The organism is Caballeronia sp. J97 (assembly GCF_905220305.1).
GTDB lineage: Bacteria > Pseudomonadota > Gammaproteobacteria > Burkholderiales > Burkholderiaceae > Caballeronia.
This window is the reverse complement of sequence record NZ_CAJMZL010000010.1, coordinates 26,230-39,812: the sequence shown is the minus strand read 5'-3', so window position 1 is coordinate 39,812 and position 13,583 is coordinate 26,230. Positions and strand designations below refer to the sequence as shown.

General features: G+C 64.0%; 10 protein-coding genes. All 10 read left to right on the top strand.

Annotated features, from left to right (window positions below; all coding sequences use genetic code 11):
• The first annotated feature begins 7 nt into the window (after window positions 1-7).
• The 10 genes from U4Y90_RS15235 (at window position 8) to U4Y90_RS15190 (ending at window position 13,579) form a co-directional block, all read left to right on the top strand.
• The gene (locus U4Y90_RS15235) at window positions 8-2,248 is read left to right on the top strand and encodes a polysaccharide biosynthesis tyrosine autokinase (protein ID WP_321795592.1); all 2,241 of its coding nucleotides are present in this window, start codon (window positions 8-10) and stop codon (window positions 2,246-2,248) included.
• Window positions 2,249-2,342: 94 nt separating this feature from the next.
• Window positions 2,343-3,620, top strand: a complete 1,278-nt coding sequence (gene tviB / locus U4Y90_RS15230; protein ID WP_321795591.1) for a Vi polysaccharide biosynthesis UDP-N-acetylglucosamine C-6 dehydrogenase TviB — start codon at window positions 2,343-2,345, stop codon at window positions 3,618-3,620.
• Between the two features lie 115 nt (window positions 3,621-3,735).
• Window positions 3,736-4,947 (top strand): glycosyltransferase family 4 protein, encoded by a 1,212-nt coding sequence (locus tag U4Y90_RS15225; protein ID WP_321795590.1) that lies wholly within the window; start codon window positions 3,736-3,738, stop codon window positions 4,945-4,947.
• Window positions 4,940-6,010 (top strand): SDR family oxidoreductase, encoded by a 1,071-nt coding sequence (locus U4Y90_RS15220; RefSeq protein WP_321795589.1) that lies wholly within the window; start codon window positions 4,940-4,942, stop codon window positions 6,008-6,010. The genes U4Y90_RS15225 and U4Y90_RS15220 overlap by 8 nt, the downstream gene beginning before the upstream one ends.
• A complete protein-coding gene (locus U4Y90_RS15215; RefSeq protein ID WP_321795588.1) occupies window positions 6,007-7,173 on the top strand; it encodes a glycosyltransferase family 4 protein in 1,167 nt (388 codons plus the stop codon). Before U4Y90_RS15220 ends, U4Y90_RS15215 begins: the two co-directional genes overlap by 4 nt.
• A gap of 13 nt (window positions 7,174-7,186) precedes the next feature.
• Window positions 7,187-8,350 (top strand): glycosyltransferase family 4 protein, encoded by a 1,164-nt coding sequence (locus U4Y90_RS15210; RefSeq protein ID WP_321795587.1) that lies wholly within the window; start codon window positions 7,187-7,189, stop codon window positions 8,348-8,350.
• Window positions 8,350-9,369 (top strand): hypothetical protein, encoded by a 1,020-nt coding sequence (locus U4Y90_RS15205; RefSeq protein WP_321795586.1) that lies wholly within the window; start codon window positions 8,350-8,352, stop codon window positions 9,367-9,369. The genes U4Y90_RS15210 and U4Y90_RS15205 overlap by 1 nt, the downstream gene beginning before the upstream one ends.
• 61 nt (window positions 9,370-9,430) lie before the next feature.
• Window positions 9,431-10,504: a hypothetical protein gene (locus U4Y90_RS15200; RefSeq protein WP_321795585.1), complete on the top strand. Its 1,074-nt coding sequence runs from the start codon at window positions 9,431-9,433 to the stop codon at window positions 10,502-10,504.
• A gap of 5 nt (window positions 10,505-10,509) precedes the next feature.
• A complete protein-coding gene (locus tag U4Y90_RS15195; protein WP_321795584.1) occupies window positions 10,510-11,520 on the top strand; it encodes a polysaccharide deacetylase family protein in 1,011 nt (336 codons plus the stop codon).
• Window positions 11,521-11,644: 124 nt separating this feature from the next.
• Entirely contained in the window at window positions 11,645-13,579 is a 1,935-nt protein-coding gene (locus tag U4Y90_RS15190; protein ID WP_321795582.1) for an acyltransferase family protein, read from the top strand.
• Window positions 13,580-13,583: the final 4 nt, after the last annotated feature.

Genomic DNA, 13,583 nt, shown 5'->3' with positions numbered 1-13,583 from the left:
ACGTTCTATGAAAGTTAAAAATCAGGCGTCAGCCGTAACGGCCGAGAGCGACAAAGAGATCGAGCTCACGTCGATTCTCGAAACGCTGGGCCGTCACTGGAAGATGATCGCGGCGACCGTGGCGGTCGTCTTCAGCATCGGGGTGGTGTACGCGTATTTCTCGGCCCCGATTTATCAAGCCGGCATGCTCGTCAAGGTCGACGATTCGAGCAATGCGCCGCCGACCGACTCGCGCGACATGGTGAGGACCGCCGCGTCGATGTTCGATCAGCGCGCGACCGCCGAAGGCGAGATCCAGGTGATCGGCTCGAAGTTCGTGCTCGGTCCCGTTGTCGATGCGCTCAAGCTGTATATCCAGGCCGCGCCGCATCGCTTCCCGCTGATCGGCGGGATGATCGCGCGCACTACCGACGAAACGTCGACCCCCGGTCTCTTCGGCCGCGGCGGTTACGCGTGGGGCGCCGAATCGATCGACGTGTCCGCGTTCGACGTGCCGAAAAAGTATGAAGGCAAGGAATACACGCTGCGCTATCTCGGCAACGGCCAGTATCAGGTGCGCGGCCCGGGCATCGAGACGGGCGTCGGCGGCCAGACCGGCACCGTGCAGCGCTTCGACACAGAAGCGGGCCCGATCTCGCTGCTCGTGGGTTTCATCCATGGCGAGAAGGGCGTCGAATTCGATCTGACGCGTAACTCGCGCGTGTCCGCCATCGATCGTCTGCAGAATTCGCTGGCGATCGCCGAGCAGGGCAACAAGTCGGGCGTGATCAGCACGACGCTGGAAGGCAAGGATCCGGTGCTCGTGGCGGCGACGATCAACGAACTTTCGCGCATGTATGTGAAGCAGAATGCGGATCGTCGCGGGATCAACGCCGAGAAGTCGCTCGAATATCTCGAGCAGCAACTTCCCGACGCCAAGCGTCAGATGGAATCGGCCGAGGACAACTACAACGCCTATCGCAACAGCCGCACGTTGTTCAACCCGGACGAAGAAGGCCGCATCGTCATGCAGCAGGCTTCGCAGGCGGATGCGCAGTTGCTCGACCTGAAGCGCCGCCGTGCAGACCTGGCCGTGCACTTCTCGCCGTCGCATCCGAGCGTGGTGGTGATCGACCAGCAGATCGCGGCGACCGAGAAGTACATCAACGACCTCGCGGCGCGCGTCAAGGCGATGCCGCAGGCCGAGCAAGGCGCGCTTCGCCTGCAACGCGACGTGCGTGTGAGCACCGATGTCTATTCGGCCCTGCGCAACAACATCGAAACGATGCGCCTGATCAAGGCCGGCCGCGTGCCGACCGTGGAACTGCTCGATCACGCCGAAGTGCCCGAGCGTCCCGTCAAGCCGGTCAAGGCGCTGGTCCTGGTGATCGCAGCGGGTATCGGTCTTTTCATCGGCATCGTGATGGCATTTGCTCGTGACTTCCTGTTCAAGGGCGTGCTCGATCCGAAGGAACTGGAATCGAAGACGGGTCTTTCGGTATTCGCGACCATTCCGGACAGCGAACGTCAGAAGGAACTCGCGAAGCGCATCGCCGAGAAGAAGCCGGAGCAACTCGCGCTCGCCTCGCGCTACCCGACAGACCCGGCCGTGGAAGGCTTGCGCATGATGCGCTCGTCCCTGCAGTACGCGCTGATGGATGCGCCGAACAACGTCGTGATGCTGGCGGGCCCGCTGCCCGGCATCGGCAAGTCGTTCGTGTCGGCGAATCTGGCGACGTTGCTCGCCGCCGGCGGCAAGCGTGTGCTGCTGATCGATTGCGATCTGCGCCGTGGCCACCTGAACCAGTACTTCGGCATGCCGCGCGGCAAGGGTCTCGTCGACATCGTGAACGGCTCGGCCACGCTCGAAGAAACCGTGCATCGCTCGGTGCTGAACAACCTCGACTTCGTCCAGTGCGGCTTCTATCCGCCGGACCCGGCCGAGCTGCTCCTGTCGGACGCGTTCACGGAATCGGTGAGCCGTGCGTCGGGGGAATACGACATCGTGCTGCTCGACGCGCCGGCGATCCTGGCGGTGTCGGACACGGCGATCATGGCGCCCGTCGCGGGTTCGATCTTCCTGGTTGCGCGTTATGGGGATACGCGTTCCGGGGAAATCTCGGAGTCCGTGAAGCGTCTGGAACAGTCGGGCGCAAGCGTCACCGGCGTGCTGCTCAACGGTTTCAAGGTGCATTACGGCAACTACGCCCAGGCGCGCCAGTACGGCGGCTACGCCTACGCTGCCTATAAGGCCGACAAGGAAGACTAGAGGCTGACTCATCCGGCATTCGCTCCTGTTGGACCCCGAATCAAAAAGCAGTACTAAACAAATGTCCTGAGTTGTATAACGAGGAGAAGTGAATATGTTCTCGCCGCAAGAGTTGAAACTCGGCATCGTTGGCCTGGGCTATGTCGGCCTGCCGCTCGCCGTCGAATTTGGCAAGCGCCATCCCGTCGTCGGCTTCGATATCAATCGTGCGCGCATCAACGCGCTGCGCGAAGGACGCGATGTCACGCTCGAAGTCGACGATGCCGAGCTGGCCTCCGCCACCTTGATGCAGTACAGCGCCGAAGTCGAGGATCTGCGCAGCTGCACCGTCTTCATCGCGACGGTGCCGACGCCGATCGATCACTACAAGCGCCCGGACCTCTCGCCGCTGATCGGCGCGTCGACGACCATCGGCAGCGTGCTGAAGAAGGGCGACGTCGTCATCTATGAATCGACGGTTTATCCCGGCGCGACCGAGGAAGAGTGCGTGCCGGTGCTCGAAAAGATGTCGGGCCTGAAGTTCAACGAAGACTTCTTCGTGGGCTACAGCCCCGAGCGGATCAACCCGGGCGACAAGTCGCACCGTCTGCCGGACATCAAGAAGGTCACGTCCGGTTCGACGCCCGAAGTGGCCGATTTCGTCGACGAGCTGTATCGCGGCATCATCTCGGCGGGCACGCACAAGGCGAGCAGCATCCGCGTCGCCGAGGCGGCCAAGGTGATCGAGAACACGCAGCGCGACGTCAACATCGCGCTGATCAACGAACTGTCGATCATCTTCAACAAGATGAACATCGATACCGAGTCCGTGCTGCTCGCGGCGGGCACGAAGTGGAATTTCATTCCGTTCCGTCCGGGCCTCGTCGGCGGCCACTGCATCGGCGTGGACCCGTACTACCTGACGCACAAGGCGCAGGCGATCGGCTATCACCCGGAGATCATTCTCGCCGGGCGCCGCCTGAACGACAGCATGGGCAACTACGTCGTCTCGCAACTCGTGAAGACGATGACCAAGCGCGATATCGCCATCTCGGGCGCGCGCGTGCTCATCATGGGCCTCACCTTCAAGGAGAACTGCCCGGACCTGCGCAACACGCGCGTGGTCGACATCATCGCCGACCTCAAGGAATACGGCGTCCAGGTGGATGTGTACGACCCGTGGGTGTCGAAGGAAGAGGCGCATCACGAGTACGGCATCGATCCGATCGATCAGCCGGCGAAGGGCATCTACGACGCGATCGTGCTCGCCGTGGCGCACCGCCAGTTCGCCGATGAAGGCGCGGAAGGCATTCACGCCTACGGCAAGGCGCAGCACGTGCTGTGCGACCTCAAGTACGTTCTGCCGCCCGAGGCGAGCGACATGCGTCTCTGAGGCCCGCTGACATCGGCTACGGACCGATGCAGCCGTCGCACAACATCGCCGCGGTTCGGCTCCCGAGATTCGGGGGTTGCCCGCGGCGATGTCAACCGGACGTTCGGAGTTCGCAATGAAGATGCCCAAGGTAGTTCTGTACGCCAACACCGATTGGTATCTATTTAATTTTCGCCTTTCGTTCGCTCGCAAACTGCGCGATGCGGGTTTCGAAGTCATTCTGTTGTCACCCGATGGCGAATACGGCCCGAAGTTGCGCGATCTGGGTTTTCGCTGGCACGCGGTGCCGATGAACCGGCGCAGCCTGAATCCGCTGCGCGAGATGGCGCTCGTGCTGTGGCTCGCGCGCTTCTTCCAGCGCGAAAAGCCGCAGCTCGTGCACGGCTTCACGATCAAGAGCGCGGTGTACGGCTCGTTCGCGAGCAAGCTCGCCGGCGTTCCGGCGCGCGTGAACGCGGTCGCGGGCATGGGTTACGTGTTCACGAGCCGCGATCTGAAGGCGCGTATCCTGAAGCCGATCGTGCGCTCGGTGATGCGCACGGCGCTGAACGGCCGCGACAGCATTCTCGTCCTGCAGAATCCGGACGACATCAAGCTGTTCGAAGCGGCGCGCATCGTCGAGAAGCAGTCGATCCGCCTCATCAAGGGATCGGGCGTCGATCTGACCCGCTTCAAGGTGCGCGAGGTGTCGGAGGACGATGCGGGCAAGCCGCTGCGCATCTTGCTGGCGGCGCGGCTCGTGTGGGACAAGGGTATCGAGGAATATGTGGAGGCGGCGCGCATGCTGCGCCGCGAGAATCGCACCGTGCGCTTCCTCCTCGCGGGCTCGCCCGATGACGGCAATCCCGCGTCGGTGAGCACGGCGATGGTGCAGGGCTGGGTGAAGGAGGGGCTCGTCGAATGGCTCGGCCACGTGAGCGACATGCCGAAGCTCTTCGCTGAAGTGGACGTGATGGTGCTGCCGAGCTATCGCGAGGGCTTGCCGAAAGCGTTGATCGAAGCGGCCGGCTGCGCGCTGCCGCTCATCACGACGGACGCGCCGGGCTGCCGCGAAGTGGTCAGCGAGTCGGGCGTGGACGGTTTGCAGGTGCCGGTGCGCGACGCACGCGCGCTCGCCGATGCGATCCGCCAGCTCGACGACGACCGCGCGCTCGCGAGAAAGCTGGGGCTCGCCGCGCGGGAGAAGGCACTGAAGAATTTCGACGAACGCATCGTCATCGAGAAGACGCTCGCCGTGTATCGCGAGCTGGTGCCCTCGATCGCGATAGAAGACGAGCGCCGCGAACATGCCGCGCCCGTCGGCAAATTTGGAGACTTTCATGTCTGACCGTTACGAATCGATCCGTCAGCAACTGGCGAGCAATCCGCAGAAGTGGCTGATCACCGGCGTCGCCGGTTTCATCGGCTCGAACCTGCTCGAAGCGCTCCTGAGGCTCGATCAGGAAGTCGTCGGGCTCGACAACTTCGCGACGGGCCATCAGCGCAATCTGGACGAAGTGCGCTCGCTCGTGACGCCCGCGCAATGGGCGCGCTTTCGCTTCGTCGAAGGCGACATCCGCAAGCTCGACGATTGCCGCGCCGCGGTGAAGGGCGCCGCGCACGTGCTGCACGAAGCGGCGCTCGGCTCGGTGCCGCGTTCGGTGAACGATCCGATCACCACGCACGAAGTGAATATCAGCGGCTTTCTGAACATGCTGGTCGCCGCGCGCGACGCGAAGGTGGAGAGCTTCACCTACGCGGCATCGAGCTCGACGTACGGCGATCATCCCGGTCTGCCGAAAGTCGAGGATCGCATCGGTCAGCCGCTGTCGCCGTATGCGGTGACCAAGTACGCCAACGAGCTGTACGCATCGGTGTTCGCGCGCACGTACGGGCTGAACGCCATCGGCCTGCGCTACTTCAACGTGTTCGGCAAGCGCCAGGACCCGGACGGCGCCTATGCGGCCGTGATCCCGAAGTGGACGGCCGCGCTCATCGACGACGAGCAGGTGACGATCAACGGCGACGGCGAGACGAGCCGCGATTTCTGCTTCATCGACAACGTGGTGCAGATGAACATCCTCGCCGCGCTGTCCGCGCCCGAGGCGCGCAACCAGGTCTACAACGTCGCGGTCGGCGATCGCACGACGCTCAATCAGCTGTATGACGGCCTGAAGCGCGTGCTCGCCGAGAACGGTGTGGTGAACGACGGCAGCCCGGTGTATGCGCCGTTCCGCGCCGGCGACGTGCGTCATTCGCAGGCCAACGTCGACAAGGCCGCGCAACTGCTCGGCTACGCGAGCGCCATCCCGCTCGCCGACGGTCTCGCGATCGCGATGCCCTGGTACATCCGCTTCCTGTCGGGGCGGCGCGTGCCGGTCGAAGCCGACATGGCGACGAGGATCGCATGAAGATAGTCGTTTTCATCTACTCGATGCACGGCGGCGGCGCGGAACGCGTCACCGCCAATCTCGCGAACGAGTGGGCGGCGCTCGGCTGGGAGGTGACCGTCGTCACGCTGACGGCCGGAGAAGGGGACGTCTATCCGTTCCATCCGGGCGTGAAGCGCATCGAGCTGGGTCTCGCGGGCGGCGTCGAGGGCGGCGGCTTCGTGCGCACGCTGATGTCGAACGTGAAGCGCGTGCTGGCGTTCCGCAAGGTGCTGCGCGAGACGAAGCCGACGGTCGCGCTCGGCGTGATGGCGACGGCCAACGTGCTCGCCGTGCTCGCGGGCATCGGCCTGCCGTACAAGATCATCGCGAGCGAGCATACGCATCCGCCGCGCGCGCCGCTCACGCCGTTCTGGGAGCGTCTGCGGCTTCTCACGTATCGCTTCGCGGACAAGGTCGTCGCGCTCACCGACGAAACCCGCGACTGGATCGAAACGCATTGCCGCTGCACCGACGTGAAGGTGATTCCGCCGCCGTTCACGCTGCCCATCGCGAGAACGAACCCGATCATCGAGCCGAAGAGCGTCGTCGGTGACGAGCGCAAAGTGCTGCTCGCGGTCGGACGGCTGTCGCCCGAAAAAGGCTTCGACAGCCTCATCGACGCATTCAGGAAGATTGCCGGCGCGCTGCCGCAATGGGATCTCGTGATCGTCGGCGAAGGTCTTGCGCGCGCGAGCCTCGAGCGCCGCGTCGACGAAGCGAAGCTGCGCGGCCGCGTGTTTCTGCCGGGCCGCGCCGGCAACGTGGCCGACTGGTACGAGCGTGCGGATCTCTACGTGCTCAGCTCGCACTTCGAAGGCTTCTCGATGACGCTCGTCGAAGCGATGGCGAGCGGCTGCGCGGCGGTCAGCTACGACTGCGATTCCGGGCCGCGCGTGATCGTCACGCACGGCACGAACGGCTTGCTCGTGAATCCGGTCGGCGATGCGGGCGCGCTCGCGAAGTCGCTCGAAACGCTGATGAAGGACGACGCCGAACGCAATCGCATGGCGCTGTGCGCGACCTCGGTCAACAACACGTTCGCGCTGCCGAAGACCATCGCGCTGTGGCAGGAAGTGTTCGAAGAGTCGGGCGTGAAGGTGCCGCGGCGCGCGGACCTGCGCGTTCCCGTTGTCGAGCGATGAGGAGCCGCCACCCATGAAAATCATGCTCGTGGTCAGTTCGATGGGAAGCGGCGGCGCCGAGCGCGTCGCGGCGTCGCTCGTCAATGCGTGGGCGCAACGCGGCGATACCGTGACGCTCGTGATCACGTACAGCGGCCGCGGCGCGTGCTTCTATCCGCTCGCGCCGAACGTGCGCTGCATCTTTCTCGCCGATCGCGTGAAGGCCGGCGCGCGCCTGCTGCAGTATCCCGCGCGGTTTCGCGCGCTGCGTTCGCTGATCCGCGAGAGCGCGCCGGACGTGGTCGTGTCGTTTCTGTCGAATGTGAACATCACGACGATTCTCGCGACGCGCGGCCTCGGCATGCCGGTGATCGCGTGCGAGCACATCGATCCCTCCGCCGACGGCCGCTCGCGGCTCATGAGCCAGATGTGCCGCTTCGTCTATCCGAGCGCGGATCTGCTCACGCTGCTCACGGACAACATGGAGGCGTCGTTCAGAAAGATGGTGCCGCGCGTGAAGCGCATCGAGGTGGTGCCCAATCCGCTGCCGGACGAGCTGTTGCTGCTGCAGCCCGAGACCGTCGAGAAGAGTGCGCGCAAGCGGCTCGTCGCGGTGGGGCGTCTGAACACGCAAAAGCAATTCGATTTGCTGATCGATGTGTTCGCGACGCTCTCGCCCGAGTTTCCCGGCTGGGATTTGTGGATCTGGGGCGAAGGCCCCGAGCGCGCGGTGCTCGAAGCGCAGATCGCGCAATTGAAGATGGGCGAGCGCGTGCTGATGCCCGGCAAGACGACGACGCCGTGGGAAGAGATGGCGCGCTCGGATGCGTTCGTGCTGTCGTCGCGTTACGAAGGCTTGCCGATGGCGATGCTCGAAGGCATGGCGCTCGGGCTCGCGACGGTCGCGTTCGATTGCAAGAGCGGCCCGCGCGAACTCACCCGCGACGGCCAGGACGGTCTGCTCGTGCCGCCCGGCGACAAGGCCGCGCTCACCGATGCGCTGCGGCGCGTGATGTCGGACGAAGCGCTGCGCGCCGAGCTCGGACGCAAGGCGGCGGCTTCGGTGCGGCAGCGTTACTCGTCGCCGGCGATCCTGCGCCAGTGGGACGCGATCTTCGCGCAACTCGGCGCGCGCACGCGCGGCGACGAAGGCAAGGGCACAGCCTATCGACGCACGATGACGGGAGAGAAGGCGTAATGGTCGGCCGGCGACGCGTGATCCACTCGCTGCTGATGGGCGCCGTCGCCGGTGGTGCGGGCGTCGCGGGATTCGGCGCGCGCGCGGCGCAGAAGCGCGATATCGTCATCGACAAGTCGTTCGGCGTGAAGGGCGACGGCACGACCAACGACCGCATGGCGTTGCAGCGGGCCATCGACCAGTCGGTCGACCAGACGCTCGTCATCACGGGGAGATGCCGTATCGACGAGAAGGGGCTCGACCTGCGGCGCAACAGCCATGTGCGCTTCGCGCGGGGCGCGTCGATCAAGCTGCTGCCGCACAAGACATCGTTCTACTCGATGTTCCGCATCTGGGACGTGAACAACGTGCTCGTCGAGAACGCGGCGCTCGACGGCAGCAAGGAGCTGAACGCCGCCAGGCCAGAGCTGCGTGAAAACGGCCACGGCATGGGCTTTTCGATCGCCGGCAGCACGGAGGTGACGCTCATCTCGCCGAAGACGGTCGGGTGCTGGGGCGACGGCATCTACATCGCCAACAGCTACAACGTCGATTACAAGTACAGCAGCGGCATCCGCGTGGTGAATCATCATGCGAACCGCTGCCGCCGACAGGGCGTGTCGATCATCAGCGGACGCAACATCGTGTTCGAGAATCCGCTGTGGGAGAACATCGGCGGCACGCAGCCGGAGGCGGGCCTGGACGCGGAGCCGAACAGCAACGCCGACATTCTCGAGAACATCCGCATCGTCAATCCGACGACGCGCAACTGCCGGTACGGCATCATCGTCTGGCTGGAGGAGATCGCAGGGCCGATGCCCAAGCATGTCGATATCGGCATCACGAATCATCGCGACGAAGGTGCGAGCGATGCGGCCTTCGCGGTGTCGGCGCTCAAGCTGAACGGGCGCAGGGTGTCCGGGCAGATTGCGAGCCACTCGCCGACATGGGTGAAGCCGCGGCTCTCGACGGTGGAGAGCATCGATTACGACAAGGCGGGACCGAAGATCGTCGTCACCAACCTGAGGCTCGTGCAATGAAAGCCGCGCCCACACACAATAACTAAAGCGGAAAAAGGCCAATACGATGCAAGCAACGACAATGAACAATACAGCGCAGCAAAGCGCACCCATCAGGCGGATGACCGGATTCGCGTACTTCATGACGCCGTCCGGATGGGCATTCCTCGTGCTGGCGGCCACCGCGCTTTCGATCGTCGCGTTTCGCGAACGCAGCGTCGGGCTGGTCTTCGACCAGGAAGCGTACATCCAGTATTTCCGCTCGACGGACTGGCACTGGCTCGTGCAGTTCTACCGGAACCGCGAGTCGGATATGGGCTTCCTCATCAGCCTCATCACCGAAGAGCTCGGCTGGCGTTCGTGGGTCATCTTCCTGAACGCGTTCGGCGTGTCGCCCGAAGGCGGCATTCGCACGACCGTGGTGCTGCTCAATCTCGTGGTCATGTATTCGCTGTTGCAGACGCGTCGTCCGCTCGTCGGCCTGATTCTGTGGCTCGTGATTCCCTATGCGCTCGCGACGGTCGGTCTGTTCCAGATCCGCCAGGGCTTCGGCCTCGCGATCGCGATGCTGTTCGCATGCCGCTTCAACCGGCCGACGATCGGCATGGGACTCGCGAGCTTCGTGCACACGACCTTCGCGGTGCCCACCGCGTTCCTGATGACCGCGGCCTTCGTCGGCGAGGAGAAGAAGACGCGCGCGCTCGTCGCGGTCAGCGCGGTGGCGATCGTGCTCGCGTCCGCGGCGAAGTTCCTGTTCGCGACTTACGGCGGCCGGCGCATCGACGAGTACACCGGCTATCAGGAAAACTTCACGATCAAGCTGCTGTCGCTGCTGCTGTTCTACACGATGGCATCGGTCATGGTGCTGTACTCGACGTGGCGTGCGCAGGATACGCAACGCCAGCGTTCGCTCACGCGCCTGTCGATCATGCATGTCGGGCTGTTCGTGTATCTCGTCGTCGCGTTCTTCGTGTTTCCGTTCGCGAAGGGCCGCGTCTGGTACTGCGTGCCGTTGCTCCTGCCGTTCCTCGCGCCGGAGATCAAGTTCAAGAACGCGATCGTCCTCGTCATCACCTTCGGCGTGTTCGTGGCCGTCGCCGCCGACGCCACGAAGAGTTATTTCGAAGGCGTCTATCACTACTTCCTGATGCCCTGACGACGATGTCCTACTTCCTGATCTCGCTCGATTTCGAACTGATGTGGGGCGTGCGCGACCATCGCACGACCGCCACATACGGCAAGAACATCCTCGGCGTGCGCGAGGCGATTCCGGCCATGCTCGCGATGTTCACGAAGTATCGCGTGAAGGCGACGTGGGCGACCGTGGGCATGCTGCTCTTCGATAACAAGAAGGATCTGCTCGCGCATCTGCCCGATGTCCGGCCGACCTATGCCGATGCGAAGCTCAGCCCGTACACGAACGGCTATCTCGATTCGATCGGCGCCGACGAGAAAAGCGATCCGTATCACTATGGTCTGTCGCTCGCGCGCCAGATCGTCGATACCGAAGGCAGCGAGCTCGCGAGCCATACGTTCTGTCATTACTACGCGCTCGAAGCGGGGCAGGACAAGGCGCAGTTCGCCGCCGACATGCAGGCGTCGGTCGAATCGATACGGCGTCTCGCCGATCCGCCCGCGAGCATCGTGTTTCCGCGCAACCAGGTGAACAACGCGTATCTTTCGGTGTGCGCGGAGCAGGGCCTGATTGCGTATCGGGGCACCGAGCGCAACTGGATGTATCGTGAAACGTCGCGCGCCGATGAAGCCGCGCTGCGCCGCGCGGCGCGTCTCGCCGATGCGTATATCAATCTCTCGGGCGATCACGCCTTCGATCCGCGCCCTTCGCGCGGGCTCGTCGACGTGCGCTCGAGCCGCTTCCTGCGCCCGTACGCGCCCAACAAGCGCGCGCTGGAATGGTTGCGCATCCATCGGATCAAGCAGTCGATGACCTCGGCGGCGCGCACGGGACGCTCGTTTCACTTGTGGTGGCATCCGCATAACTTCGGCGCGAATCTGGCCGAAAACCTCGCGGTGCTCGAAGCGGTGCTCAAACATCATGTGCACCTGAGAGAGACCTACGGCATGCAGCCCGCGACCATGGCGGAAGTCGCGCGGGCGACGCAATCCGAAGAGAGCCGGCTTGCGGAGATGGAGTTCGGGTTGTTCGTTTGACGTACTGAGTAAAAAACGATAAGACGCCGGAAAACGACCCGCACCGCGGGCGCGATGCAATGGCAGCGGCCATCGCATTGCGCCGGCGCGTGCGCGGCATAAAAAAAGCAGTGGGGGAAGCGCGATGAACTTTCGTAACGACATCAACGGCCTGCGCGCGTTCGCGGTTCTCGCGGTCGTCCTGTTCCACTTCGACGTGCCCGGTTTCAAGGGCGGCTTTCTCGGCGTCGACGTGTTCTTCGTGATCTCTGGCTATCTGATGACGAGCATCATCTTCAGGCGCCTCTCGAAGAACAAGTTTTCGGTGCTCGAGTTTTATGGCGACCGCGCCCGGCGCATCATACCGGCGCTCGCGTTTCTGTGCCTCGCGCTCGGCGTGTTCGGCTGGCTCGTCTTGCTGCCCTCCGAGTTCCGCGCGTTCGGCAAGGCGGCGGGATCGAGCCTCGGCTTCTTCTCGAATATCGTCTACTGGCGTGAAGCGGGTTACTTCGACACGCGTTCGCACCTGAAGTGGCTGCTGCACACGTGGTCGCTTTCGGTCGAATGGCAGTTCTATCTGCTGTATCCGCTCGGCATTCTGCTCGTGCGCAAACTGTTCGGGCATCGCGGGACGGTGATCGCGCTGATCGGCGGCGCGCTCGCGTCGTTCGCGGTCTGCGTCTATCTCTCCGACCCCACGAAATGGCCGACAGCCGCATTCTTCCTGCTGCCGACGCGCGCGTGGGAAATGCTCGCGGGCGGTCTCGTATATCTGTTCCCGGTGACGGCGGGCAGGCCCGTGCGCCGCACGATGGAATTCGCCGGCCTCGCGATGATCGTGTACGGCGCGCTCACCTTCAACGAGAACAATGCATGGCCCGGCTATCTCGCGCTCGTGCCGGTGCTGGGCACGGCGCTCGTGATCCTCGCGGGACGCAAGCATTCGATTTTCACCTGCAATCCGCTCGCGCAACTGATCGGCAAGATCTCCTACTCGGTCTATCTCTGGCACTGGCCGTTCGTCGTCGCGCTCACGTACTTCGACAAGGAAGGCTCGCTGCGTTGGCGCATCGCGGCCATCGCGGGCGGCTTCGTGATGGGCTATGTGTCGTATGCGCTCGTCGAGTCGAAGACCCGGAAAGCGTCGGGCGGCGACGCGCTCGCGTTCCCGCGCCTCATGACGCTGCGCCCGATTCTCGCGTTCACGCTGCTGCTCGCGATCGGCGGCGGCAGCATCTATGCGAGCCAGGGCGTGCCGAATCGCTTCGACCGCTCGGTGTTCATCGCCGACAGCGAGACCTACGACACGAATCCGCATCGCACGAAGTGCCACATGATGATCGATCCGTGCGATGTCGCGAGCAAGCAGAAGGAGAGCCGCGTGGTGGTGCTCGGCGACAGTCACGCGGAGGCGATCGCCGAAGCCGTCGTCGATGCGGTGCCCAACGGCAAGCCGGACGATGTGCTGCTCATCACGATCGAAGGCTGCCCGACGATCTACGGCATCCGTCGCGGCAACGGCGACTGCTTCGATCAGGACCGCAAGTACATCGATATCCTGAGCCGCGATCCGGCCGCGAAGACGCCCGTCATCATCGCCAATCATTGGTCGCAGTACTGGTCGGGGCCGTCCACGGACGACTTCTCGTTCGTCAATCCCGAGCAGCCGGGGCAGACGTCCACGCCGTTTTCGACGGAGCAGTATCGCGAGCATTTGCTGTCGACGGTTTGCCGCATCTCGAAGATCCGCCCCGTCTATCTGGTCGAGCCGATTCCGGAGTTCGACTTCAATGTTCCGCTGACGCTCGCACGCGAGAAGATGAAGGACCCGAAAGCGCCCGATCTGTCGATCAGCATGTCCGACTACGTCGCGCGCAACGGCGCGTTGCTGCGGGCGATGCGCGAGGCCCACGACGAATGCGGCATCCATCTGCTCGACCCGCGCCCGTACCTGTGCCCGGACGGCCGATGCATGGGCTCGCACGAGGGCCGGCCGCTCTATTCGGACTTCCACCACATGAGCGAGTACGGCAACCGTTTCCTCGTGCCGATGTTCCGGCGCGTCTTCGAACAGAGCTGAAATC

What these genes read in the sequence shown, in the direction of transcription:
- U4Y90_RS15235 (WP_321795592.1), top strand. Translation starts at nt 8, where the DNA reads ATGAAAGTTAAAAATCAGGCGTCAGCCGTAACGGCCGAGAGCGACAAA.
- tviB (WP_321795591.1), top strand. Translation starts at nt 2,343, where the DNA reads ATGTTCTCGCCGCAAGAGTTGAAACTCGGCATCGTTGGCCTGGGCTAT.
- U4Y90_RS15225 (WP_321795590.1), top strand. Translation starts at nt 3,736, where the DNA reads ATGAAGATGCCCAAGGTAGTTCTGTACGCCAACACCGATTGGTATCTA.
- U4Y90_RS15220 (WP_321795589.1), top strand. Translation starts at nt 4,940, where the DNA reads ATGTCTGACCGTTACGAATCGATCCGTCAGCAACTGGCGAGCAATCCG.
- U4Y90_RS15215 (WP_321795588.1), top strand. Translation starts at nt 6,007, where the DNA reads ATGAAGATAGTCGTTTTCATCTACTCGATGCACGGCGGCGGCGCGGAA.
- U4Y90_RS15210 (WP_321795587.1), top strand. Translation starts at nt 7,187, where the DNA reads ATGAAAATCATGCTCGTGGTCAGTTCGATGGGAAGCGGCGGCGCCGAG.
- U4Y90_RS15205 (WP_321795586.1), top strand. Translation starts at nt 8,350, where the DNA reads ATGGTCGGCCGGCGACGCGTGATCCACTCGCTGCTGATGGGCGCCGTC.
- U4Y90_RS15200 (WP_321795585.1), top strand. Translation starts at nt 9,431, where the DNA reads ATGAACAATACAGCGCAGCAAAGCGCACCCATCAGGCGGATGACCGGA.
- U4Y90_RS15195 (WP_321795584.1), top strand. Translation starts at nt 10,510, where the DNA reads ATGTCCTACTTCCTGATCTCGCTCGATTTCGAACTGATGTGGGGCGTG.
- U4Y90_RS15190 (WP_321795582.1), top strand. Translation starts at nt 11,645, where the DNA reads ATGAACTTTCGTAACGACATCAACGGCCTGCGCGCGTTCGCGGTTCTC.